General features: G+C 44.3%; 26 protein-coding genes. 16 read left to right on the forward strand and 10 right to left on the reverse strand.

Going from position 1 to position 25,077, the window contains the following annotated elements:
• Nucleotides 1–275 precede the first annotated feature (275 nt).
• On the reverse strand, nucleotides 276–965 hold the full coding sequence (locus FHS90_RS18165) for a recombinase family protein (RefSeq protein ID WP_182514091.1): 690 nt from the start codon (nucleotides 963–965) through the stop codon (nucleotides 276–278).
• Nucleotides 966–1,313: 348 nt separating this feature from the next.
• Between FHS90_RS18165 and FHS90_RS18170 the strand changes: the two genes are divergently transcribed.
• From FHS90_RS18170 to FHS90_RS18235, 14 genes are all read left to right on the forward strand, one after another.
• Entirely contained in the window at nucleotides 1,314–1,991 is a 678-nt protein-coding gene (locus tag FHS90_RS18170) for a hypothetical protein (RefSeq protein ID WP_182514092.1), read from the forward strand.
• A 17-nt stretch (nucleotides 1,992–2,008) separates the two neighbouring features.
• Nucleotides 2,009–2,338 carry a hypothetical protein gene (locus tag FHS90_RS18175; protein WP_182514093.1) on the forward strand — a complete coding sequence of 110 codons (330 nt, stop codon included), beginning with the start codon at nucleotides 2,009–2,011 and terminating at the stop codon, nucleotides 2,336–2,338.
• 4 nt (nucleotides 2,339–2,342) lie between these two features.
• Nucleotides 2,343–3,686 (forward strand): dihydrolipoyl dehydrogenase family protein, encoded by a 1,344-nt coding sequence (locus FHS90_RS18180; protein WP_182514094.1) that lies wholly within the window; start codon nucleotides 2,343–2,345, stop codon nucleotides 3,684–3,686.
• 113 nt (nucleotides 3,687–3,799) lie between these two features.
• A complete protein-coding gene (locus FHS90_RS18185) occupies nucleotides 3,800–4,183 on the forward strand; it encodes an ArsR/SmtB family transcription factor (RefSeq protein WP_182514095.1) in 384 nt (127 codons plus the stop codon).
• Nucleotides 4,180–4,830, forward strand: a complete 651-nt coding sequence (gene merTP, locus FHS90_RS18190; RefSeq protein WP_182514096.1) for a mercuric transport protein MerTP — start codon at nucleotides 4,180–4,182, stop codon at nucleotides 4,828–4,830. The genes FHS90_RS18185 and merTP overlap by 4 nt, the downstream gene beginning before the upstream one ends.
• 20 nt (nucleotides 4,831–4,850) lie before the next feature.
• Nucleotides 4,851–5,258, forward strand: coding sequence for a heavy-metal-associated domain-containing protein (locus FHS90_RS18195; RefSeq protein ID WP_182514097.1), 408 nt, complete (start codon nucleotides 4,851–4,853; stop codon nucleotides 5,256–5,258).
• Between the two features lie 29 nt (nucleotides 5,259–5,287).
• Nucleotides 5,288–6,943, forward strand: a complete 1,656-nt coding sequence (merA, locus tag FHS90_RS18200) for a mercury(II) reductase (protein WP_182514098.1) — start codon at nucleotides 5,288–5,290, stop codon at nucleotides 6,941–6,943.
• 125 nt (nucleotides 6,944–7,068) lie between these two features.
• Nucleotides 7,069–7,401 (forward strand): ArsR/SmtB family transcription factor, encoded by a 333-nt coding sequence (locus FHS90_RS18205; RefSeq protein ID WP_182514099.1) that lies wholly within the window; start codon nucleotides 7,069–7,071, stop codon nucleotides 7,399–7,401.
• 133 nt (nucleotides 7,402–7,534) lie between these two features.
• The gene (locus tag FHS90_RS18210; protein ID WP_182514100.1) at nucleotides 7,535–8,002 is read left to right on the forward strand and encodes a DUF6428 family protein; all 468 of its coding nucleotides are present in this window, start codon (nucleotides 7,535–7,537) and stop codon (nucleotides 8,000–8,002) included.
• 67 nt (nucleotides 8,003–8,069) lie between these two features.
• A complete protein-coding gene (locus FHS90_RS18215; RefSeq protein ID WP_182514101.1) occupies nucleotides 8,070–8,507 on the forward strand; it encodes an arsenate reductase ArsC in 438 nt (145 codons plus the stop codon).
• Nucleotides 8,508–8,522: 15 nt separating this feature from the next.
• Nucleotides 8,523–9,302, forward strand: coding sequence for a metallophosphoesterase family protein (locus FHS90_RS18220; protein WP_182514102.1), 780 nt, complete (start codon nucleotides 8,523–8,525; stop codon nucleotides 9,300–9,302).
• Between the two features lie 25 nt (nucleotides 9,303–9,327).
• On the forward strand, nucleotides 9,328–10,416 hold the full coding sequence (gene arsB / locus FHS90_RS18225) for an ACR3 family arsenite efflux transporter (protein ID WP_182514103.1): 1,089 nt from the start codon (nucleotides 9,328–9,330) through the stop codon (nucleotides 10,414–10,416).
• A 22-nt stretch (nucleotides 10,417–10,438) separates the two neighbouring features.
• Complete coding sequence (locus FHS90_RS18230; RefSeq protein WP_182514104.1) at nucleotides 10,439–11,278, forward strand: universal stress protein; 840 nt, start codon at nucleotides 10,439–10,441, stop codon at nucleotides 11,276–11,278.
• Nucleotides 11,279–11,625: 347 nt separating this feature from the next.
• On the forward strand, nucleotides 11,626–13,893 hold the full coding sequence (locus tag FHS90_RS18235; RefSeq protein WP_377047744.1) for a heavy metal translocating P-type ATPase: 2,268 nt from the start codon (nucleotides 11,626–11,628) through the stop codon (nucleotides 13,891–13,893).
• Between the two features lie 70 nt (nucleotides 13,894–13,963).
• On the opposite strand, the gene FHS90_RS18240 is transcribed toward FHS90_RS18235, so the two are convergent.
• From FHS90_RS18240 to FHS90_RS22900, 4 genes are all read right to left on the reverse strand, one after another.
• The gene (locus tag FHS90_RS18240) at nucleotides 13,964–16,069 is read right to left on the reverse strand and encodes a copper-translocating P-type ATPase (RefSeq protein WP_182514105.1); all 2,106 of its coding nucleotides are present in this window, start codon (nucleotides 16,067–16,069) and stop codon (nucleotides 13,964–13,966) included.
• 80 nt (nucleotides 16,070–16,149) lie between these two features.
• Entirely contained in the window at nucleotides 16,150–16,362 is a 213-nt protein-coding gene (locus FHS90_RS18245) for a heavy-metal-associated domain-containing protein (RefSeq protein ID WP_182514106.1), read from the reverse strand.
• Between the two features lie 231 nt (nucleotides 16,363–16,593).
• Nucleotides 16,594–19,104, reverse strand: a complete 2,511-nt coding sequence (locus FHS90_RS18250) for a multicopper oxidase domain-containing protein (RefSeq protein WP_182514107.1) — start codon at nucleotides 19,102–19,104, stop codon at nucleotides 16,594–16,596.
• A 76-nt stretch (nucleotides 19,105–19,180) separates the two neighbouring features.
• Complete coding sequence (locus FHS90_RS22900; protein ID WP_123132267.1) at nucleotides 19,181–19,510, reverse strand: four-helix bundle copper-binding protein; 330 nt, start codon at nucleotides 19,508–19,510, stop codon at nucleotides 19,181–19,183.
• Nucleotides 19,511–20,109: 599 nt separating this feature from the next.
• Between FHS90_RS22900 and FHS90_RS18260 the strand changes: the two genes are divergently transcribed.
• The gene (locus tag FHS90_RS18260; protein WP_066834026.1) at nucleotides 20,110–20,565 is read left to right on the forward strand and encodes a DUF305 domain-containing protein; all 456 of its coding nucleotides are present in this window, start codon (nucleotides 20,110–20,112) and stop codon (nucleotides 20,563–20,565) included.
• A gap of 224 nt (nucleotides 20,566–20,789) precedes the next feature.
• Nucleotides 20,790–21,458 (forward strand): DUF305 domain-containing protein, encoded by a 669-nt coding sequence (locus FHS90_RS18265; RefSeq protein ID WP_082893544.1) that lies wholly within the window; start codon nucleotides 20,790–20,792, stop codon nucleotides 21,456–21,458.
• Nucleotides 21,459–21,551: 93 nt separating this feature from the next.
• Here the strand turns inward: FHS90_RS18265 and FHS90_RS18270 are convergent, their stop codons facing one another.
• The 5 genes from FHS90_RS18270 to FHS90_RS18290 all read right to left on the reverse strand — a co-directional run bounded on the left by FHS90_RS18270 (nucleotide 21,552) and on the right by FHS90_RS18290 (nucleotide 25,072).
• Nucleotides 21,552–21,791 carry a heavy-metal-associated domain-containing protein gene (locus FHS90_RS18270; protein ID WP_066834024.1) on the reverse strand — a complete coding sequence of 80 codons (240 nt, stop codon included), beginning with the start codon at nucleotides 21,789–21,791 and terminating at the stop codon, nucleotides 21,552–21,554.
• Nucleotides 21,792–21,963: 172 nt separating this feature from the next.
• Nucleotides 21,964–22,992 carry an ion channel gene (locus FHS90_RS18275; protein WP_182514108.1) on the reverse strand — a complete coding sequence of 343 codons (1,029 nt, stop codon included), beginning with the start codon at nucleotides 22,990–22,992 and terminating at the stop codon, nucleotides 21,964–21,966.
• A gap of 36 nt (nucleotides 22,993–23,028) precedes the next feature.
• Nucleotides 23,029–23,619 carry a helix-turn-helix domain-containing protein gene (locus FHS90_RS18280; protein ID WP_182514109.1) on the reverse strand — a complete coding sequence of 197 codons (591 nt, stop codon included), beginning with the start codon at nucleotides 23,617–23,619 and terminating at the stop codon, nucleotides 23,029–23,031.
• A gap of 98 nt (nucleotides 23,620–23,717) precedes the next feature.
• Nucleotides 23,718–24,350 (reverse strand): DUF2911 domain-containing protein, encoded by a 633-nt coding sequence (locus FHS90_RS18285; protein WP_182514110.1) that lies wholly within the window; start codon nucleotides 24,348–24,350, stop codon nucleotides 23,718–23,720.
• Nucleotides 24,351–24,382: 32 nt separating this feature from the next.
• A complete protein-coding gene (locus FHS90_RS18290) occupies nucleotides 24,383–25,072 on the reverse strand; it encodes a DUF2231 domain-containing protein (RefSeq protein WP_246387200.1) in 690 nt (229 codons plus the stop codon).
• Between the last annotated feature and the right edge of the window lie 5 nt (nucleotides 25,073–25,077).

The raw sequence follows: 25,077 nt of genomic DNA on the forward strand, positions 1-25,077 counted from the left end.
TATGGGTATATGATATAATGGGGCAAGTTTCATTTTAGCACGATGCTAGAAGCAAGTTAATCCTTTCCTGTTATTCTCCACAATAGATGAGCGTCTAGGTGAAGCAGATTCAGTGAGCCTAGATTGGATATTAGGTTCTGCATAACCCTCTTGTTCCTTAAATTAATTGTTTATCTCTCCAGATTCAGAACAAGACTATGCAATGGGATCTTAAAAATCAGGAGCCGTTTAATTCCGAGAAGTTGAGACGAGGGTGTTTAAATGCGTTTCTGTATTTAAATGCTCTTCTCGCAATAGCGTTGATGAATTCTTTGAACTTGTATTGCCTGAAATGTGCCGCCCCTGCTAGCTTTGAAGCCGGATTGGTTTAGCTTCTCGGCGATGCCTAGCCAAGTCATTCGTTGATCCCGGTAAAGACGGATTAACTCGGCTGCCCTCCTGTTATTGTCATTGGAGGCAGCTTTCTTTTTGATGGCCTCCACGCCAAGTTCACGGCCGGTTTCAGTCAAATTATCCAGATTGCCCAATTGCTGGCCACGAGCTTTCAGGGCCTGAAGCGCAACCTTGGTACGCTTGCTTATCTGCTCCCGCTCGTGCTGGGCCATGGTTCCCCATATACCGATGTTGAGCGTATTCATCTCAGGGATGTCCAGGCAAAGCCAGTTAATATTGTTTTTCTCCACCCTTTTCTTGAGCTGGAAAAGAAAGGCCACCTCCCTGCTTAACCGGTCCAACTTGGCGATAATCAAAGTGGCGCTTTGCTTCTTGGCCGCCAGAATGGCCTGCTCCAAGAGGGGGCGGTCGTCATTCTTGCCGGACTCATGCTCGGTGAACTCCCGGATGATGCCGTCCGGATTTTTGGTGAAAGAGATGACGGCAGCGCGCTGAGCCTCCAGGCCCAGGCCGCTCCTGCCCTGCTTGGCCGTCGATACCCGGTAGTAGGCGATGTACTTCTGATATTCCATATATATAAGAGTGGCAGCTGGAATTTCAGGTGCTGTTTTGCAATTGCAAAACTTATGGCTTTTCTCCCCTGCCGCCCAGTTCATTACTTTTTTGCAAAGTAACCCCTATTTTACAAATCAGCAACGAACGTTGCTGATTTGTAAAATAGGGGAGGAGGAGTTTTAGTGAAGATAATTTTAGTTGTATTTAGAGTTATTTTTCAAGACGGACCTTGTCTGTAGCATGTATTTTATTTATTTAGAATTATCTAAAACTTTAAAAAAACATGCTGGCGTAAAAATTAATTATTTAGCAATTGCTAAAATACTTAAATTAATTTCTCTTTAAAATTTTAAAGGAGGTACATCATGAACACGAATTTGCAAGGGGAGGAATCCTCACAAAACATTTTTGAAAAAGCCATCGGCTCTATGATGAGCGGAGGTACCTACAACACCGGTGAGCAAGGAGAAGACATTCAAATTGTAACGGGTCAGGAGTACGGCCATACTCCTTATAGTGAAATGGCAGAAAAGGCCTATGCCTCTACTTATGCCAAAAGAGCTACGTTGGATGCCAGTGAATACTACGCCGTAACCCAGGGTTATCTAAGGGAGCAGGTATGCATGGGGCAATGTAATCTGTTTATGCAAGTGCTGAAAAACCCCATGCTGAGGGAGTCCATGCTCGTCTACCGACATGATGTGTGTGAACCCAATGTGAAAGAGATGAAGGATATACTTGAGGCAGGTGGGTATGCATTACCGGCTCCCTACAATGCCCATACGGATGCCAGAAGTATTGATAGCCTAGGCTCGGTTACTACCGATGTCATAGATGACAGGATGATTCTTATTGGACACATCTTTGCAGTGGAGGGTTTTATGAATCGGTGGAACCAGGGAGCTGTCCTGAGCCATCGGTCTGAGGTCAGAGATGCTTTTATCCGCAACTACCACCGGGCCAACCGCTGGCACCTGGCCGCCATAGTTATGGCGGGAAAAATGCAGTTTATCGAACCGCAGCCGGAAATTCAAGCCCAATGAAGTATTAACCCAGTTGTTTGCTGGACCTCTTTACAGAAAACAGGTTCAGTAAACAGTATTATGCCATTCGTATGAAATCAGAGAATAAATCAAGTTGGGGCATGGTCGGTTTATTTGCGCTGTTGCATCTTATATGCTGCGGTTTGCCGCTTTTACTTTTATCGGGCTTATCCTTACTTATGCCTTCCTGGCCGGTAATTGGCATTGCTGTAGCAGTTTTGGGGATAGTAGGCTTTATCTGGTATCTTAAGCGGGGCTGTGCTACCTGTCCCCGCAATGAAGGCAGATGTTTAAGTGGCTGTAAGAACAGCGCACCAGGCAACCTCAAAAATATAAAGCATCATTAAGATTATGGAAAAGTTTGATTTGGTTGTTGTCGGCACTGGTTCTGCTGGAAGCATTACTGCAAATAAATTCAGGGCTAATGGTAAAAAGGTGGCTATTATAGACCACCAACCTTTTGGGGGTACCTGTGCCTTGCGGGGCTGTGACCCTAAAAAGGTTCTGGTGCAAGCCGCCGAATTAGTAGAGCGCGCGATGGGTATGCAGCAGAAAGGAATCAAGGGAAAGGCCGTTCTTTCCTGGCCAGAATTAATGAGCTTTAAAAGAACGTTTACAGACCCAGTGCCGGAAAGCAGAGAAAAGAGTTTCAGAAAGGCTGGTATCACTACTTATCATGGCACGGCCACTTTTATATCCGAAAATGTAATTCAAGTAGGAGATGGGCAACTAGAAGCTGAGCAATTTGTAATTGCAGCCGGAGCTATGCCAAATAAATTAAATATCCCAGGAGAGGAGTTTTTAATTGATAGTACGGGATTCCTCGATTTAGAGCAGTTGCCCCAAGATATTGTGCTGGTAGGCGGCGGCTATATCGCGATGGAGTTTGCCCACATAGCAGTACGGGCTGGCGCCAAGGTGACTATCGTACATCGTGGCGAATTACCTTTAAAGAATTTTGAAACTGACCTTGTAAAACTGCTGCTGAAAGCAACCCGGGACGTTGGCATTGAGGTAATACTTGAAACTGAGGTTAAAAGTATAGAAAGAACAGGAGAACATTATGTGGTACGGGCAAAACAGCAGAACCAGGAAATCACCATCAATGCTGACATAGTAGTACATGCTGCCGGAAGAACTCCGGAACTGGAAAACCTCCGGCTTGAAAACGCAAATGTAACTTATTCCAAAAGAGGGGTTAAAGTAAACAAGTACCTACAAAGTGTATCTAACCCAAATGTGTATGCTTGCGGAGATGCTGCTGAAGGAGGTTTGCCTTTAACTCCCGTAGCGGCAATGGAAGGCCATGTAGTGGCTAGCAATATGCTAAAAGGCAACAAGAAAACTCCAGACTATCGCGTCATTCCTACTAATGTATTTTCCATACCGCCGATGGCCTCAGTGGGTTTAACGGAGCAGGAAGCAAGGAACCAAGGAAGAAACGTCAAAATAAAATTTGAAGAAACCGCATCTTGGTTCAGTTCTAAACAAATAAATGAAGGTACATCGGGTTATAAGATAATTACTGACCAAGATAGTGACTTAATCATAGGAGCCCATTTGTTAGGCTCTCATGCACCAGAAGTTATTAATATATTGGCAATGGCCATGCAGCATGATATTACAGCCAGCCAAGTTAGGAAAATGATATTCTCTTATCCTACCAGTGCCTCCGACCTGGTTTACATGGTCTAAGATTAATTTTTACTCGTATTTAAGATAATGCTAAAATACTTGTTTTAGCATTATCTTAAATACTACATTGTTTATATCTTTGTATAAATTAAAATAACATTCGACCGATTATTATGAAAGATGGCACCAATAGTTGCATCCGGGTTTTTGCTGATGCGGACCATATCAATACCTGTAAAAAGAGAATGGAAAATGTAAACGAAACAATCCAGGTCCTAGCCAATGCTCTAAGCCTAGCCGGAAACGAGGTGCGTTTAAAGATTTTATTTCTGCTGTACGAGGAGCAAAACCTGTGTGTCTGTGACCTGAGTGATGTGCTGAATATGAATGTTTCGGCTATTTCGCAGCACCTGCGCAAACTTAAGGACGGTAATATTATCAAATCCAAAAAGACCGGGCAAACCATTTTCTATGCCCTTAATCTCGAATTCAGTAAGTTGTTTCAGCCTTACTTTAGCTTAATCGAAAAAAATCAAATACATAATCCTGTATCATGAAAAATGACACATTGAATAGCCCCAAAAAAAGCACCTCCAATTCTATTGTTGGAGCTGGAGTCTTGGCGGCTTTGGCTGCATCGCTTTGCTGCATTACCCCAGTGCTGGCTTTATTGGGCGGCATCAGTGGCATTGCGGCTACCTTTTCCTGGTTGGAGCCTTTTCGCCCCTATCTGGTAGGCGCATCGGTGCTTGTATTGGGTTTTGCCTGGTACCAGAAACTGAAGCCCCAGCCGACGGCTCAGATGGATTGTGCATGTGAGAAAGATGAGAAACCATCCTTTTTGCAGTCAAAGGCTTTTTTAGGAACAGTAACCGCTTTGGCTGTAATATTACTGTCATTTCCTTATTATTCCGGCGCTTTCTTCCCGAAAGTAAGTCCGGCTACTGCGCTTACATCGCCGGCCACTACTACTGTCCATGCTAATATTTATGTAGCAGGCATGACGTGCAGCGGTTGTGAACACAGCGTAAACAATGCGTTGCGACAAACACCTGGGGTGATAGCAGCCAGTTCTTCCTATAGCACCGGCATGGCCCAAGTTACCTATGATAAAAGTAAAGTAGACCTGCCAAAGCTGGCTCAGAAGGTAACCGCAGAGACGGGTTATAAAGTCACCAGATTTGAAGAAGTAAATCAAAAATAACAATCTAGAATTTATCAATTATGAAAAGGATGCTAATTCTTTCCTCTCTCTTTGCTTTTACCCAAATCTGTAATACTGGTTCTTTATTTGCTAAACCGATGGAGCTGTCTAATACTGCTGCTGAAGTAAAGAAAGCGGATATTAAAACCATACAGGTAAAAGTTACCGGTCTAACTTGTGCCGGTTGTGCCAGTGGTTTACATAAAGCTTTAAGCAAGCAAGCTGGCATCTTATCTAACGAGGTGAAATATCCGGGTGATGTGGCAATTATTAAATATGATGCTGCAAAAATTTCAGAAGCCCAAATTCTGGCTGTGATTGAGAAAACGGGTTATAAAGGCCAGGTGCTGCCTGAAACCAAGAGTGCTGGTAAAACCACCAGCCTAAAAGCAACAGAAAGCTGCTGCGCCAAAAAAGCAATTTTATAAAATTAAATTTTAGACAGGCCTAGAACGCTATGAAAAAAGAACAGGTAGAATTGGCTATTACGGGCATGACATGCGAGCATTGCGCAGCTTCCATTGCTAAAAGATTCGAAGGAAAACCTGGTATTATAAATGAAGTAATTAGTTATCCGGATGGTAAAGGCAAGTTCTCCTACGACCCTGATGTGATAACAAAGGAAGCTATCATCAATACCATAAATGGGGTAGGTCATTATAAAGTAGCTGGAGAAATCAACTCTCCAGTTAACAAATTCGATTCTCAAACAGATTTTGATTTGATTATTATTGGGGGAGGTTCGGCGGCTTTTGCTGCGGCCATCTATGCCAATGAACAGAGCCTTTCTACTTTGGTAGTCAATGCTGGTTTGCCCATTGGCGGAACCTGTGTAAATGTAGGCTGCGTGCCTTCTAAATTTCTAATTCGGGCTGCCGAAAGCATCCGTCATGCCAGCTATTCCCCTTTTTCCGGGGTAAAACCGGGGAAAGCTACTTGGGATTATGGCCAAATCATTCAGCAGAAGCGGGAGCTGGTAGATGCTATGCGAGAAGAAAAGTATGAGAATATTCTGGACACCCTGGAGTTTGTAAAAACCGTAACGGGTTGGGCTGAATTCCTGGATTCTAAAACGATTCTGGTAGATGGAGAGCAGAAATACAAGGGCCTTAAATTTATTATTGCAACCGGTGCCACCACTTTTATTCCCGCTATATCAGGCTTGGACCAGGTAAGTTTTCTTACCAGTAAGTCCATCTTTGAGCTGGATGAACTGCCCGAATCCCTAACCGTTTTGGGCGGTGGCTATATTGCTTTGGAAATCGCCCAGGCCTATCACCGGTTTGGCAGCAAGGTTCGGATTATTCAGCGCTCGGAAAGAATATTAAGTTCGCAGCCAGCGGAAGTGTCGGATGAATTGGCCCGGCACCTGCGGGAAGAAGGTATTGGAATTATTTCCGGAACAAGTATTGAAAAGGTGAATCAACAGGAAGGTAAGGTTCGGCTCTTTATCAATAGCCAGGGTCAAAGCCAGGTCATAGAGTCTACCCATTTGTTGGTGGCTACCGGAACCAAGGCCAACACCAGCAATCTTGGTCTGGATAAGATTAGTATGGCGCTGGAGAAGACGGGTCATGTAAAGGTAAATTCGCTGCTGGAGACTTCCGTGCCTAATATTTATGCCATAGGCGATGTTACGGCGAATCCTGCTTTTGTGTATGCTGCTGCTTATGAAGGTAAGCTAGCTGTAAGAAATGCCTTTAACGGGGCGCAATTAAATACAGATTTCAGCGCCTTGCCGTGGGTGGTGTTTACTGACCCCCAAATAGCCGGAGTAGGTTTGGATGAAAAAGAAGCCGAAGTATTGGGTATCCCATATGAAATAAGCAGGTTACCGTTAAGTTATGTTCCTCGGAGTATTGCGGCTCTAGATACCCGTGGCTTCATCAAGCTGGTACGGAATACTGAGACAGACCGGTTTATCGGTGCCCGGATAGTGGCTCCGGAAGGAGGCGAATTGATTTCTCAGATAACGCTGGCCATACGTTGCGGCATGACCGTGGAGGAAGTGGCCACCACCTTATATCCTTACCTGACCCTTTCAGAGGGTATTAAGCTGGCTGCCATTGGCTTCAGTAAAGACATTGCCAAGTTGAGCTGTTGCGCCAGCTAGGCTCTATTATATTTTGGTTTTTGAAAAGCATGTGAGTGTTAATCTCACATGCTTTTCAAAAACTATATTTGGATAATTTAGTTTTTAATCGTATTATTGCGATATACTAATGAAGTAGTTGAAAGATGGGGGTTACCAAGACACAGAATTTCACGGAGGGACAGAACCAGGTAGCTGTATATGCCAAGGCACTGGCACATCCGGCTAGGGTGGCGATATTACAATACCTCCTGAAAAAGCAAACTTGTATCTGCGGGGATTTGGTAGGGGAATTGCCTTTGGCGCAGGCCACGGTTTCGCAGCACTTGAAAGAGCTAAAGGCAGTAGGGATTATTACAGGCACCGTGGAAGGTACCAGTGTATGCTACTGTATCGATAAGCATAAGTGGGAAGAGGTGAGGGATGTTTTTTTTAATATGTTCTCCAGCAATGTAGAATGCCAGGATAGTTGCTGCTAAGTTTTTTTGTTTCTATTTATCGTAATAAAGCAATAATATGTTAATGAATGGCTTTTGTACGCATTAAATTCCTAAGTATAAAGTATAGCCGCAGTTGTAAGTTGCCAAGTTTTAACTTCTTAATCTAAATATCATGAAACTATCAGAAATAAAAGATATCCTGAAAAATTCAGAATCCGTTGATTTTCAACTTGAAGATGGAATGAAAGTTCCGGAACACTTCCACGTAACTGAAGTAGGGGTTGTTACCAAGAATTTTATTGATTGTGGCGGTACCGTACGGAAGGAGAAAGTAGCAAATTTTCAGCTTTGGGATGCCAATGACTTTGACCACCGGCTTAAGCCTCAAAAGCTTTTGAACATTATTGCTTTATCGGAGAAAACCCTGGGTATGGAAGACTTGGAAGTAGAAGTTGAGTATCAGGGAGACACTATCGGTAAGTATGACCTTTCTCATGACGGCAAAGGATTCGTTCTGCTACCCAAGAGAACAAATTGCTTGGCACCAGACAAATGCGGGGTTCCGACGGAAAAGTTTAAAATTAACCTTAACCAGTTAAATACCTCCAATACCTGCACGCCCGGCTCAGGTTGCTGCTGATTCACAAACTGGCTACCCCCATATTCGATTTGGGGTAGCCAGTATATCCAAAACCAAATATCTGATTATGAAAAACATACTTGTTCTCTGTACCGGAAATTCCTGTCGCAGCCAATTGGCCGAAGGGTATCTGCGGCATTTTGCCCAAGGTCAGGCCAATATTTACAGCGCCGGCATTGAAACCCACGGCGTAAACCCGCAGGCTATTGCCACGATGGCCGAAGGTGGCATCGATATTTCAGGCCATACTTCCAATCACATTGATGAATACCAACTCGTTCCCTTTGATTATATCATAACCGTGTGCGACCATGCCCAGGAAAATTGTCCTTATTTCCCATCTAATGCTACCCGCTTCCATCAGAATTTTACTGACCCGGCAAAGGCTACCGGAACGGAAGAAGAGGTTAAAGCTGCTTTTGGCCAGGTACGGGACCAAATCAAAGTTTACAGCCAGCAGTTAGTGGCTGACCACATTCTAAATAAAACTGCAATTGCAAAGTAAAACCCGATAACTACAATGAGAATAGCCCTTTTTAGTGATATACACGCGAATTTAACCGCTTTGGAAGCCGTATTTGCCGATATGGATAAGCGGAACCTGGATTCCATTTATTGTTTAGGAGACCTAGTGGGCTATGCTCCCTGGCCCAATGAAGTAGTCGCTGAAATTCGGAAACGGAGAATCCCGACTATTGCCGGAAATTATGATGAAGGAGTAGGGCTAGCCAGCCCAAACTGTGGCTGCGCCTATAAAACCGATACAGAAAAATCACTGGGGCAACAGTCTATAGATTTCACGAATAGCATCGTGACAGATGAAACCCGGCAATATCTAAGGATGCTGCCGCGTCATATCCGGTTGACTTTCATGGAGGATTCAAAGGTTGAGAATAAAATAGAAGCCTTGTTAGTACACGGTAGTCCGCGCAAGATAAACGAATATCTATTTGAGGACCGCCCGGAGAAAAGCTTCCTGCATATGTTTGCCGATGCCCAGGCGGACATCATGTTTTTTGGCCATACCCATAAACCATACCACCGAGCGATGGCTTATGAGCACGAAGGGCAGACCCGCTACCGTCATGCTATCAATATCGGTTCAGTGGGCAAGCCAAAGGACGGAGACCCCCGCAGCTGCTATGTCATCCTTGAGTTGACCCCGGAGAGTAATTTGTCCAAGCCGGAAAGCATCAAGGTTGAGTTTGTCCGGGTTGCCTATGATGTGGAGAAATCGGCTCAGGCGGTAGAAGCCAGCCCATTGCCTAACGAGTTCGCCGGTATGCTCCGGACGGCATAATGAATTTCATTTATATATATAAGTAATGAGTCAGTGTACAGTAGATAAGAGGAAAAAGCTTTCCCGGTTGGACCAATTTCTGACCCTGTGGATTTTTTTAGCGATGGCTATCGGGGTTCTAATCGGCTATGTATATCCAGGGACTGAAGACGTGATAAATGTCTTTCAGGTAGGCACGGTTAATGTGCCTATTGCCATTGGTCTGATTTTAATGATGTACCCACCTCTGGCCAAAGTCAAATACGGGCAGCTAGGGCGGGTATTCAAAAATGTGAAGGTCATCACACTTTCTCTGGTTTTAAACTGGATAATTGGGCCTATTCTGATGTTTCTCCTGGCGATTATTTTCCTGCGGGACTATCCGGAATATATGGTGGGAATCATTCTGATAGGTTTGGCGCGTTGTATCGCAATGGTACTGGTATGGAATGAACTGGCTGAAGGCGACCGGGAGTATGCAGCCGGTTTGGTGGCTTTCAATAGTATCTTCCAGGTGCTTTTTTACAGTGTTTTCGCTTTTGTCTTTATTACCGTTCTTCCTACCTGGTTTGGCCTGGAAGGTGAGATTGTGGATATAAGCATGGGTGCTATTGCCGAAAGTGTAGGAATATACCTTGGTGTACCTTTTCTGATGGGCTTTCTGTCCAGCTTTTTCTTACGCCGCATGAAAGGGGATATCTGGTATAATACTGTTTTCATTCCGGCTATCAGCCCCATAACCTTAATTGCCTTGCTGTTTACCATTGTGGTGATGTTCAGCCTGAAGGGTAATCTTATCGTGCGCATACCGATGGATGTGATAAGAATTGCCATTCCTCTGGTGATTTATTTCGCCATCATGTTCGTGGTAAGCCTCTACATGGGCAAAGCACTGGGTGCCAATTATGCGCAAAATGCATCTGTGGCCTTTACTGCTACCGGTAACAACTTTGAACTGGCGATTGCCGTAGCCATCGGTGTTTTCGGGTTGAATTCTGGGCAGGCTTTTGCCGGGGTGGTTGGCCCCCTTATCGAAGTTCCTGCTTTGATTGGCTTAGTGAACCTGGCTTTTTGGTTCCGGAAAAAATATTACGGAACGGACGCTTACTCTGAACCGCTTCCGCAAAGCAAATGATTGAACTGTAACCTCTGTGTTTATGATTGATTTAGTTGTTTTGACGGATTTCTCTACGGCAGCAGATAACGCTTTGCATTATGCCGTTTCGTTAGCTAAGAAAGTACCGACTACAATAAAATTGGTGCATATCTGGCAGCACTCCATTTTAGATGCAAATTATTTTGTAGAGGCAGCCCCTTATTCCAAGTATTTCGATGATAAGTTTCCCATCTCCTCCAGTGAGGAGCAAGAGGCTGCTTTGCAGAAGAGATGCGATAAATTTGGTAATGAACTTACCATTGAGCCAGTCTTGCTTACCGGTTCAATGGCAGGTCAGTTAGCGGCTTATCTACAGTCATTAAACAATCCCTTAGTAGTAATAGGGAAATGCTATACAGAGGATATCCCGGATGAAATGGTGGACAGCACCTCCCTTCATCTGTTGAAATTGGAAAATCTTTCGCTGCTCGTAGTACCGGAAGTTATCAAAGTACATGCATTTCCAAGGCAGTTAGTTGTTGGTTTAGATGGGAAGGAGTTCGCTTTTCCATCTACTATTCTGAGTGAGATGGTTGAGGCTTTGCAGCCGGTAATTCAAGTAGTTCATGTATCAGCGGAAATGAATGAGCACAGGGCTGCCCATATAAACCAGGTCATAAACAATCAACTTTCCTTTGATACGGATAAACTGGAGACGAAATGGGTATCAGATGCCAATGTGGTTGCCGGGCTTAGCCGTTACCTACAGGAAAATAAGGGGGACATTTTATTGAGTTTGGTTTCGAGGAAGCGCACTTTCATAGAGAAGCTTTTCCATGAAAGCACCATTGCTCATTTTATCCGCCATGCCCCGTACCCACTTTTGATTTTACCAGGATAAAGTAAGAATGGCTATTAAGTTTTATGTTACATCGGAAAGGTGAGAATCTGATGGGCATATTAACCGGTAGTAGACTAGTCTCCTGTTATCGGTTGAGCCTGTTCGAAAGAACAGGCTTTTTGCAACTATATATATTAAGGAAAATTCTGTACACTTTATTATGTCAGCTGTTTCATGCTATGAAATTAACTGAGTCTTATGATTAGAGGCACAGCTTCAAGCGAGCTAATATATTAACCATATTAATAAGTTACTGGCTGAATCATGTTATTCTTTCCTTAAATTCTGTAACAGGTTAGAGAAAACGCTGCTTTAACTTCGTATTCAATTAATACGAGATTAGAGATATGAAGAATTATACTGATACCTCCATAATTCCTGAAAGAATTGCGGATGAAACAATTAGCCAAGTTTCCATCCCAGTCACCGGCATGACCTGTGCAGCCTGTGCAGTTAGTGTGGAATCTATGGTTGCCAGTACGCCGGGTGTTATCCAGGCCAATGTCAACTTTGCGACTCAGACTTTACAGGTTACCTATAATTCGGAAAAGGTACAGGTAACGGATATGCAAAAGGCACTTCAATCGGTCGGGTATGATTTGATAATAGATGCCGAGAATGCCCAGGAGATTCAAGAGCAAACCCAGCAGAACCATTACCGGGATCTCAAGAGAAATACCCTTTTAGCAGGCCTGCTTACGCTGCCTGTGGTGGTTATCGGGATGTTCTTTATGGATATGCCTTATGGCAATTGGATAATGATGGCTTTAAGCGCCCCGGTATTGTTTGTGTTTGGGCGAAATTTCTTTATCAATGCCTTCAAGCAAGCCCGCCATGGCAAGGCCAACATGGATACGCTGGTAGCTCTAAGTACCGGCACTGCCTTTGCTTTTAGTGTCTTCAATACAGTAAATCCCGGATTTTGGCATGCGCGGAATTTACATCCCCACGTTTATTTTGAGGCGGCTGCGGTTGTCATTGTTTTTATCATGCTGGGCAAATTGCTGGAAGAGCGGGCAAAATCCAGTACCTCCTCAGCGATTAAAAAACTGATTGGGTTGCAGCCTAAAACAGTTTGGCTTATTGAGGGAGACCAGGAACGCGAAGTGCCCATTTCAATTATTCAGAAAGGAAATGTTCTTCTCGTGCGTTCCGGCGAAAAAGTACCGGTAGACGGGGAAGTATCCTCCGGCTCTTCTTATGTTGACGAGTCCATGATAAGCGGGGAGCCGGTGCCTGTTTCCAAAAAAATGGGAGACAAAGTGTTTGCCGGAACAATTAACCAAAAAGGCAGCTTCCGCTTTACGGCTGAAAAGGTGGGCAGTGAGACTCTTTTAGCGCAAATCATCAAATTAGTGCAGGATGCTCAGGGTTCCAAAGCCCCGGTGCAGAAATTAGTCGATAGAATAGCCGGAATTTTCGTGCCCGTTGTGTTTGTTTTTGCTCTTGTCACTTTGGTTACTTGGCTGGTTTTAGGCGGTGACAGTGGTCTTTCACAAGGATTGCTGGCTTTCGTAACAGTGTTGGTCATTGCCTGCCCCTGCGCATTGGGTCTAGCCACCCCCACGGCTATCATGGTAGGGGTAGGGAAGGGAGCCGAACATGGTATCCTGATAAAAGATGCCGAGAGCTTGGAACAGGCATACCGCCTGAATGCTCTTATTCTAGATAAAACCGGCACCATTACCGAAGGGAGGCCAGTAGTAACGGATGTTTTCTGGGTGGAAGAAGCCCGCCCACGTTACAAAGAACTGCAATCCGTACTTTTCTCCCTGGAACAGTTGTCTGAGCACCCTTTAGCGGAAGCCGTAGCCCGCCACCTGCGGGATGGCGCTGTCCCGTCTGTGGCGATTGATGGGTTCGATAGCGTAACCGGAAAAGGTGTGAAGGCAAGCTGGGAGGGGCGCACCTACTTAGTGGGTAGCCCCAAGTACATGGCTGCAGAGGAAATATCGGTTTCAAGTGACCTATCCAGTTTGGCCGAAAATTGGGCAGAGGCAGCTAAAACCGTGATTTATTTTGCAGAGGATGGGAAGGCAGTGGCTATCTTGGCCATTGCCGACAAAGTGAAAGAGACATCAGCTAAGGCGATTGAATTACTGCAGCAAAGGGGAATCGAGGTTTATATGCTGACTGGTGATAATGCCCGAACGGCGGCTTCAGTTGCCCGGCAGGTAGGGATTCAGCATTTCCAAGCCGAGGTAATGCCAAGCGAAAAGGCTGATTTTGTAAAGCTTCTTCAAAGCCAAGGCAAAGTCGTAGGGATGGTAGGGGACGGGATTAATGACTCTCAGGCACTGGCGCAGGCAGATGTAAGCATCGCAATGGGGAAAGGTTCGGATATAGCCATTGACGTAGCCAAGATGACTCTCATTACCTCTGATTTGCAATTGTTACCGAAGGCCCTGAAGTTATCTAAGTTAACCGTGAATGCCATCCGGCAGAATTTATTCTGGGCTTTTATCTATAACCTCGTTGGCATTCCGATTGCAGCTGGCGTGCTCTATCCGTTCTATGGATTCTTATTGGACCCTATGATTGCCGGGGCGGCGATGGCGCTGAGTTCGGTATCAGTAGTTGCTAACAGCCTGCGTTTGAAAGCACAGCAGCTATAATTTTATAATGCGTTTTCCAATTGTAAAAGCCTAGTGCTTGTCAGACCGGCAGACACTAGGCTTTTAAATCTTATTGGCTTTTGATTTGATTCCGTAACAATTGGGCGTTTATTGCAACAATAACTGTGCTCATACTCATCAATGCGGCTCCAATGGCTGGTGATACCATGATTCCTTGGTTGTATAAAACACCTGCGGCCAAAGGCAGGGCTATGACATTATAGGCAGTGGCCCAGATGATATTCTGAATCATCTTGCGGTAGGTAGCCTTGCCAAAGAGAATCAGAGAAGCAATATCCTTTGGGTTGCTGTTCACTAAGATAATATCGGCGGTTTCAGCGGCCACATCTGTTCCGGAACCTACTGCAATGCCTACGTCTGCCTGCGCCAATGCAGGTGCATCATTTACACCATCGCCGGTCATAGCCACAAATTCGCCTTTATCCTGTAATTCCTTTATCTTTTCCTGTTTTTGATGGGGCAGCACATTGGCTAGGAATCCATCCATTTTCAACGTGTCACTGACACTCTTTGCCACCCGGTCATTATCACCGGTGAGTAAAAGATTTTTAATGCCGTTTCTTTTCAGGACTTCTATTGCTTCCGCTGATTCCGGGCGTATTTGGTCTTTCAAGCTAATAAAGCCAGCTACCGTTCCATCTATCAATACATAAACAACCGTTTCCACCTCTTCTTCCGCATCGCTTTCAGGAACCTGAATGCTAAACTCTTTAATGTAATTTGGGCCAACTACCTTTACTGATTTTCCTTCTACTGTTCCTTCCAGACCTTTTCCAGGTAGGTAATTAAATCCTTCGGCGGTAGGAATGGAGATACCTTCGGCCTTAACCCGTATTATGATACCCTGAGAAATATAATGCTCTGAATTTTGCTCCACCCCAGCTGCAAGCCGCAGCAACTCTTTTTCCGGGAAGGCGGGATTGAATGAAACAATCCGGGCCACCTGGTGGGAGCCTTGGGTAAGGGTTCCAGTTTTATCGAAGATAATCGTGGTTATCTTGCGGGAATTCTCAAAAGCCGTCCGGTTTCGTATAAGCAAGCCATTTTTAGCGGAAATTGCCGTAGAGATAGCAACTACTAAAGGTACGGCTAAGCCCAGTGCATGGGGGCAAGAAATTACCATCACGGTTACCATCCGCTCCAAGGCGAAAGCCAATTCAGCACCAATCAATAGCCAAACGGCAAAAGTTGTAAATCCGGAGAAAAGGGCAATGTAGGTCAGCCAGCGGGCTGCTTTGTCGGCGAGGTGTTGCGTATCGGATTTTGTTTTCTGTGCTTCCTGCACCAAGTTTATTACTTTATTCAAGTAACTCTCCTCCCCTGTGCCTTGCACTTTTACTTTCAGGGAGCCATTGCCATTTATTGAGCCCCCGATTACTTTGTCATCCTTACTCTTCTGTACAGGCTTGCTTTCGCCGGTGAGCATACTTTCATCTATGTAGCTTTCCCCTTCCTCTATAAACCCATCGGCCGGGACTTTCTCCCCAGGCTTTACAAGTATTAAATCATTCTTTTGTAATGCATCAATCCTTATATTAATCGTTTCTCCTCCTCTTATGACATGCGCCTCAGATGGCATAAGGCTTACTAATAACTCTAAAGCGCGGGAAGCCCCCAGAACAGATTTCATTTCTATCCAATGGCCCAATAGCATGATTACAATAAGGGTGGCCAGCTCCCAGAAGAAATCCATTCCCTCCAATCCGAAGACGATGGCGGTACTGTAGAGGTAAGCCACCGTTATTGCAATTGCAATCAAAGTCATCATGCCGGGAGCCCCCTTCTTTACCTCATCCCTAAAGCCTGTCAGGAATGGCCATCCTCCATAAAAGAAAATTACAGAAGACAGGACAAAGGCGATATACATGCTGTAGGGTATTTCCAGCCGGTAACCCAAAATATCCTGTACCATCGGGCTAATGATGATTACCGGTACTGACAGCACAAGGGAAACCCAAAATCTTTTCCGGAAATCATCAATCATCATGGCATGGTGGTCGTGACCGTGTTCTCCATGGCCAGAAGGATACTGTCCCTCATGAGGCATTGCTCGGTTGTGGGCATGTAAGGTTTTCTCGGCTATTTTGTCCGCTGCCTCGGTGCCTTTAGAATTCCTTTCGTTGTTTGGATGGTGGTTATGATGGGAGTGGTCCATAGTTTACGGGTTAAATTCAGGAAGATTCGGAATAAAAATAAAGGGGTAACTTTGTAGATTACCCCTTTATTTTTGCTCTTCTATTGAAGAGGCTCTATTTTGAAGCCAGCTTTCTCAACCGCCTCTACTACTTCCTGCTCGCTTACGGGACTTCCTTCGACAGTTAAAATTTTATCAGGGTTATTAGTGTCTACTTGCCACTTCTCAACACTTTTTTCATTGTTTAGAAAGGGAGTAACAGTGGCTACACATCCACCGCATTTGATATTGGTTTTAAATTTCAGAGTTTCCATAATCTTTCAATTATTGTTTGGTTATCAATCAAGACCTATGCATAAGTACTCATTTAGGCACTTAGCTTTCTATCATAAAAATACCATTGACTTAGGATATTGTGTGACATAATTTTGAAAAAGCGTTATATTATTTTGTTCATCTGAAAAAACCGATTGACTATTGTTATCTTTTTATACAGCCATTATAGTTTCCCCTAAAACTGCTGATAGTCACTAAAGACTTTCCCTTCAAAACCTTACGGTCAATCCTCCTCCCGCACCAAACCTGTTATCATAGTTTGCCATAAGCGAGAACGTTTTAGAGATAAGATATTCAGAACCTACCCTCCAGACTATTTCCTTCGTGTAACCCTTGCCGCTGCCTATATTGCCTTCTTGCGTATCATTTACCCAACCAAAGTCAGCTTGGTATTCAAACTCTCCGAACAGGAAAGTCCGGGGAAATACAAGTACCTCTCGGGCTAAGCTTACCTGGGGACGGAGTTTGTTGTCAATCCGAACGTCCAGGTTAAAAAGGTACGGAGTAAGGTACCTGAAGCCTACTATGGCCGTGGGTTGTATTTCATCAAGGCTATTTTCCTCTTCGTTTTCCACGTTGACACCTCCGAAAACACTTAGGTAGTCATATAGGAACCGCCCGTAGGTAAACTCTGCTTCCAGGTTCTTATTCCAGCCGTATTCTGCGTTTAAAACAAACTGGTTCCTTATGTTGGAAGACACGAGGTTGAGTTCTGTCATGTGGGAGGCTGCGTCAACGACACCCCAGGTAAAAAAATGATTGCTTTTGTTTGTGAGGATAGATAGAGGATAGCGTTCCAGCCTTTCGTCCCTGGGGGTACCGTAACTAAAGACCCGTGCCATGCCCGCGTCCATGTGGTACAGGACATGGCAGTGGAAGAACCAGTCGCCGTACTCATTGGCATCAAATTCAATGACTACCTTTTGCATGGGAGCCACGTTTACGGTATGCTTCAAAGGGGAATATTCCCCGTTCCCGTTGATAACCCTGAAAAAATGCCCGTGCAAGTGCATGGGGTGGTGCATCATGGTCAGGTTGTTAAGGGTAATGCGCGTTACTTCGCCTTTGTTGATTTTTATTTTGTCCGCTTCATTTAATGGCACTCCGTTCAGGCTCCATATGTAGCGCACCATGTTACCGGTTAGGTTCAGCACCATTTGCTTAACCGTTTTATCGGTTGGGAAATCTGTTTTCTCCGGCGATTTTAAGTAATCATAGTTGTATTCAGCAAACATGCCCATGCCGGGCATGCCTTGCTCGCTACTTTCCTGACCCATCCCTGCCATAGGCATTCCGGAGCTTTTGGCTGATTTTCTCATGGGGGCAGTATTCTTCCCATGTTCCATTCCGGAATGGTCCATTCCACCAGCGGACACCGAATCCATTTTTATTTTCTCCCCCGCTTTTTCCATTTCCATCTTGTTTGCCTGCCGGTTCCCTCCCTGGTGGGGCATGTTATCATGGCTTGTTTTAGAGGCGGCAAGAGAATCTTTAGAACTACTCATCTCATCTTTTATCCCTTTCTGCATCTTGCCAATATTAGCCGGGTCGTGATTCATTCCGCCCATTTGCCCCATGGCCATTTCTCCTTCCATCTGCATCCCCCACTTGTTCATCATTTCAACAGCTTCTTCCTTGCCCGGATTGAACTTGGAGGCAGGAGCCCCCATTCTCATGTTCATCCCGGCCATTTGCTGCATCATGGCTACTTTATCTGGCCGGGGCACATCTGGCGCGTTAAGGGTATTGCCTTGCCCGAAGAAGGCGCTTGTTTGGCCGGAGCCATCCTGCACGGTAGCCCTTACCTCCATTTTACCGTTTTGCGGAATGGTGACAATGAAATCATAGGTTTCAGCTACGGCAATAAACGTTTTGTTCCGTTGCACAGGCATTACATCCAAACCATCGGCGGCTACCAACAGCGGTTCTTCTCCGCCGAAGGTCAACCAGAATTGGCTGGAGGCGGCGGCATTTATAATGCGTAGCCTTACTTTCTCTCCCGGTGTAAACTCCGGGTATTCCTGCACAGGTTGACCGTTGGTAAGGAAAGCAGGATAGTAAATATCTGCTATATCGGCCCCTTCCATCCGTTGTCGCCAGAAATTAAGCTGTGCCCCCAAGGCACCCCTTGCTATGACCATGCCCAGCGGGGTTGACGTACCTTTCTGTATGTCATAGATTTCTAGCCCGCGTTTCAGGTTCTTCAAGACATTCTTTGGCTTCTCATATGTCCAGTCAGACAGAACCACGACAAAATCTCGGGCGTAGTCCAACGTTTTTTCTTTGGGTTCGATAACAATGGAACCATATACGCCAGACTGTTCCTGCAAGCCGGTGTGGGAGTGGTACCAATAGGTGCCCGCATGCCTTAAGGCAAACTCGTATTTGAGGGTTTTGCCTGGTTCAATGGGAGGTGTGGTCAGGTAAGGGACACCGTCCTGGAAATTAGGCAGCAGCAAGCCATGCCAATGCACTGAAGTTTCCACATTCATCTCATTTTTTACGTATATCACAGCGTAGCCTCCTTCAGGAAACCGCAACGTAGGCCCTGGGATAGACCCGTTTATGGTTAAGCCCATACTCTCTTTACCAGCAATATTTACATTTCTCTGGCTAATGGAGATGTGATAGGTAACGGTATCGGTTTGGGCATTTGTTTCGTTCCCACACAGTAATAGTAATATTACCAGTACTGCAACCAATGGGGGTGATTTTATCATAAAGGACTTATTATAAACGACAAAAAACGCCTCTGCCAATGAAGGAGAGACGTCTTTTGTCGTACCTAAGATTTTATTAAAGTGCGCTCCGGCAAGCTTCTTCACAGGCTTTACAAGCCTCTGCACACTCTAAGCAATGCTGCATGTGTTTATGGTTTGCGCATTCGATTCCACATTCCCGGCAGATGTCGGCACAGGCTTGCAACAGTGTTTTAGCTACTTCTGAATTGCGGGCTAGTGCGCTGGCAGTAAGCTTACAGATGTCGGAACAATCTCGGTCCAGGCGAATACAACGGGCCATCATTTTAACATCCTGCTCCTGTAAACAGGCATCGTAACAATGGTCACAGGCAGCAGCACAAGCATTAAGGGCTTGTATAACGGATTGATATTGAGAATTGTGCATAGTAGTAATTAGTTAGGTTGTTTAATTATGTGAACTCTATAGTTTTACACTTTAGGGGGATATATGTTTTTAATTATCCTTGATTAGATTTATATAATTTGGGTATTACTGTCCTTTCCGAGAACCTTTACTGTCAAGGCACCACCGATAAAAGATGCTTTATCTTTTAATATTTTATCACCATCATCAACAGGGGCATAGGAGCCTTATGATACTTAAGCCAATTATATTGATTAGTAAAAGATTCACTTATAAAGTAATGTGACACAATAAAATACCTATGTGTTTTCTAGGGTTAAATGATGAGAGAAACTATTTGTATAATTTAAGAAAAGACTGATATAATAATGCATATTAATATAGTGGCTATCTCCTGCCTCCCTATTTATGGGCATTTATTGGCTCGAAAACCAAAATTCAGATATTTTAAATCCTTTTTGCTCTATCTGCCCTAAATAACTAGTCTTTGAGCGCTTCGTATAAAACGCTTATCCAAAGAGTATAGCTGTATTCTAATATATTGTGCTACAATAAGCTATACACCAAAGAGGCGATTGGGAATTGGCAAAACACAATTCAGGCTAAAACAACTACTCCAAATGAAAAGCAACCATTATAAGAAGTTCCTTTACATGCTAACAGTCTCGTTTGTAATCATGTACGCGGTAATGTTCTTAAATGTAGACCAAGTAGAACATGTTTATCTAAGTGCTACAAGGGTCTATACTACCTTATTGATGGTAGCGCCTATGGCCGTGGTAATGTTATTGATGATGCGGAACATGTATGAAGATAAAAAGTTAAACATGATAATTTATGCATCAAGCGCTGTAGTGTTTGTTGGGGCCTTGTTCTTTTTAAGAAACCAAGTCTTAGTCGCTGATGAGCAATACATGAAGGCAATGATTCCTCATCACTCTTCCGCCATCATGGTTAGCCAGAAAGCCAATATCAAAGACCCTGAATTGAAAAAACTAGCTGACGAAATTATCAAGTCCCAAGTGAAGGAAATTGCCGAAATGAAGGCTATCCTGAAAAGAATGGATGAAGAATAATTTATTCCCAAACATTGTTCTGATGCTGTTTTCTGAGACAAACCTCCAACAGGGTTATCTTGAACCATGGATGAGAAAGTGAATATCTGTGCTAGAATAAATTCTTCATAAATTTAAAACTGCTACTACGAAAGGTGACATTATACATATCAATCACCTCTGTTTTACCGGCAGTATGTCTTCTTCTTTCCGTAAGATTTACTTTTTAATCTTTAACAATAACTATGAAAAATAACAAGTTTAATTCTAAGTGGGTGGCAATGCTTTGCGGGGCCTCCTTATTCTTTACCGCCTGTAGTCAGAACTCCGGTGAAACGGAAGTGGCCTCCGATATGGAGAAAACAGAAGACCATTCCGGCCACAACATGGAAGCTGGGAAGTCAAATGACATGATGGACCTGATGCACGAGAATATGACGGCAATGCAGGAGGTCAAAATGACCGGAAATCCGGATGTGGATTTTGCCAATTTAATGGCCACCCACCACGAAGGAGCGATTAAGATGGCCCAGGAAGAGGAAAGTAATGGCAGTGACACAATGCTCGTCAATTTGGCTAAAAAGAGCCAGCCGAAGCAAAAAGAGGAGCAGGAAAAACTTAGAAGTTTTGTTCAAAGCAACCAATCTGCTACGGGTGATACTGCTGCTACCATGAAGATGATGCAGCCCATGAAAAGCATGATGGCCAACATGAACCATAATATGGCTGGTACCACCGACCATCATTTTGCGAGCCTTATGAGCATGCACCACCAAAGTGGAATAGATATGGTTAAAGCTTATCTGCCTCAGGCGAAGGCATCGGAAATAAAAGCCATGGCTCAGAAAATCATGGATGAGCAGCAAAAGGAAAAGCAGGAGTTGGATGCGTGGCTGCAGGAGCATCCGCAATAGCAAGAATTACTTCATTGCCTATACATTGTTTTATAAAGGAGAACCTTCAAGTGAGGTTCTCCTTTATAAATTTATGGGTGTTTCAATTTAGATTTACAATTCATCCCCGCTTAGGCCCACTACCCTAAGTATCTCTGCCTGAAAGCCTGCTTCCTGAACGGCATTCTCTATGGCCTGAGGATTTAAATCTTTGCCGGAAACACTCAGCACATTTTCTTCTGTTTCTGTATCTACTTGCCAATTGGATATACTCTTGATTTTTTCCAGATAGGGGGCAACTTTCGTTACATCGCTTTGATTACCCATGGTGGTTTTGAATTTTATGATTTCCATACTATTTCAGACTTTACATTAATGATATAATTCTTACTTAGGACTACCAGGAGAGTTTCCAATTGAAGGGCTTTTTGCCTTTTCAGCCTTCAAAACGCGTTATTATTTTAAAGTATAAAACTGCGGTTAATTAGGTTGCTAAACGTTGCCCACTATGGGGTTTAAAGAATTGTTACCCAACAATATCTTTTGTCGGATAAACTTCCTGCCAGGACCAACCATCGCTCCCCAAAAGGGCAGTGAGAATATTCCGGTTATCCTGTTGCTGCTGGCCATTGCCTTGGTTTATACTAGCTTCTTGTTTAACTGGAATCCCTGACTGCAGCAGGGGGGCGAGTTCTGGAGAGGGAGGATACTTTTGGCTGGTTTCTTCTTGTATAAAGTTTTTCTTCACTAAGCTAAAATAAGTATCCAGGGCGGTGCGCAACATGGTCATTTTTACTTCATCTAAGGTTACTTCCGTAGAAACCACCTGTCTAAGGAGATAATAAACTTCTTCTAACATCACTACCTGTACAATGATGGCCTGTTTTGGTTCTTTGTTGTGGAAGTAGTGAATGATGGGATAGGAATGATGGTTAAGGGTGTGCTTTATAAGCATCTGGCACATGTTCGGGACACAATCAAAGAAGGAAGAAAAGTTTCCCCCGTTCCAGCTCTTTATCACCATTTCCTGGGGTGTTCTTCCCATGCTGCTGATATACAAGCTTAGGTTGCTTTGCAGGTTTACCGCCGATAAAACCGGCAAAAAATATGTAATGGAGGTTGTTATAAAAACCAGCCCCGTGAATGCCATCGAACTAGTGAGTATCCGCCAACTGCTGGAGGAGGCTACAAAATCACCCACCCCCAAGGTTGATAGGGTAAACCCGGCATAGTACAGCTTTTCTAAGGCCATAGCGTTTTCTCTAGTTGTGCTGTTTATGATGGAGTTCCCATCTGATAAAAGCAAAAGAAAAAAACCTGCCCACAAGCCAATAATCCAGACCAGAAGTACCACTATTAAGACGGCAGGGCCCGCGAATTCTAAAGCAGTGGATTTTCCGTTCTGGCCAGACATTGAGAAAAATAATTTCCAAACAGCTCTTGAAATTCTATTTGTAATCACACCTCCCCCTTTTGTGGATAGAGTAGTTTTGATTATGTCTACCGTAGTAATAATGAAAATAGAAGTTCCGGAAAGCAGATACAGAATATTCATAAATGTTTAGGTTATAACCATGGTTCTTTTCTATTTCTAGTACAATTGGTCAAGTGTCTGGCGACCTCTAAGCTGAAGTTTTTTATACTCGGAAGGGGTAAAGCCGGTGACAGATTTAAATTGCTTGGAGAGATGGCTTAGGCTGCTGTAGTGCAACTTTGAGGCTATTTCTCCCAGAGACAATTCCTCATAGTCTAGTTGAGCCTTGATATACTCTATCTTTTGAAGAATGATGTACTTTTCAATGGTGATACCCTCCATTGATGAAAACGCATGGCTTAGGGTGCTGTAATCTTTTCCGATGGTCTGGGCCAAGTAAGTTGAATAGTTAGAAGTGATTTTTTCTTCCTTATAGTGAACTGCGTTAATAATCAAAGTTTTTATCTGCTCTACCAACTTTGCTTTCCTTTCTTCCAGCAATTCAAATCCATAATCATTTAAGAATTCATTCACCTTTTCCTTCTCGGCAGGCTCCAATGGACGCTCCAAATCTACATGGCCCAGATGAACCTCAATTACCGGAAGATTCAGAAGAGTTAACTGCTCTTTTATAATCCGGATGCAGCGAGGACACACCATGTTCTTGATGCATATGGTGGTTTTGGTATCATCGGTTTGGAGTTCCATAATAATAAATTACACTATTGATAAAAATATTTGAAGCTCTGGATTAGAGCAGAAGGAGCTTTAGGTACTTTAACTTCTAAAAGCAGATTAATAATGTTCTAAAGGGAAATAGGAATTGAGACGGTCAATTTCTCCCACCTCATAAGAATACTCCCGTTTTTCTCTCCTTCGGGTCTAATCTCGTAGCGTAGGCGTTCCTGATGCTGACTGGTTTCAGGCTGCACCGAAAGTCTGACTAAATCTTCCTTCTCAGAATACTCGTCTGCCAGATGCTGCTCCCACTTCTTATTTAATATCACTGTCCACTCTTGTTTACCAGGTATGGTGAACAAGGCATATTGACCAGCAGGTATTTTTTGACCTCCTATGACGATAGTGCCATCCGTTTGTAAGCTAGTAGCGGAATGGGCTCCGGTCACCCAAACCTGGTCGTAAGCCACCAGACCGCCCCACACCACCCGATTCCGGACGGCAGGTGAATGGTAGTCTATTCGTAGGTTTACAGAACCTATTTTCCCTGTAGCCACTGCTTTCAAGCTCCCTTTGAGGGTGTCGGGTTCAGGTTGTTCCGCTATGGTGACAGCATCCTCTGCTTCCGACTGAGGGGCGGCGGGTGAAGTTGTCGGATTATCTCTTTCTTGTGCTTGTTCTGAGTTGGAATTCTGGTTACAGAACATCAAGGAAAAGCTGAAGACGGTAAGAACAAAATAGATGGTTACTTTCTGTATCATGATAACTTGTTAGGCGATTTGTATAAATATCCTTAATGGTGTTGCTCCAGGAATTTTCCCTGCGGACCTACGCCCTCAATGTGAACAAGCTGGGCACCGTAATGGCCTGCCATGCTAACCGCATACCCGGCACCAATCAGGATAACGGCAGCTACGGCGATGCTCCAGCGTTTCCCTTTGAATACCAGCACGCTTAGAAGTTGGGCCACTAACCCAATGCCGGCCAGGTAAACTGTGTAATCCGCGTATTTGTCGTGCTGCTCCAAAACGAGTTCCGCGTGGGCGGAGAGCCCTGAAGTGTGCGGATGCGACCAGTACGAGGAGGCATAAGCCGTCACAAAGCCCACCAGTACCATAATGGTCACCGCCCAATTCAGTTCCTTTTTCCGGAACAGGATATTGACGAATTGCATGGCCGCCGCAATCATCAGCAGCATAATAGGAAAATGGACAATCAGGGGATGGATGTGCGGAAAGTCAGCCAAAGACGCGTGTACTTCCCCTGGATTGGCTACGTGTCCCGCATGTTCTGCCGGGGTAACGTCCTTAAGAACAACCGTATCGCGAGAATCTTCTGGTTCTTGTCTGGAGGAGTCAGCTTGGGGAGTCTTAGCTTTTTCCTTGTGCTTTTCCCCGCCGTGGGCTATCACGGTTCGGGGACTTAAAGCAACGGATATAAATAAAAAGCACAGCAGGAAAAGAAAGGTGTTGAAAGGTCTCATATTTT

The sequence above is a fragment of the Rufibacter ruber genome (assembly GCF_014138425.1).
In the GTDB taxonomy this organism is placed as follows: domain Bacteria; phylum Bacteroidota; class Bacteroidia; order Cytophagales; family Hymenobacteraceae; genus Nibribacter; species Nibribacter ruber_C.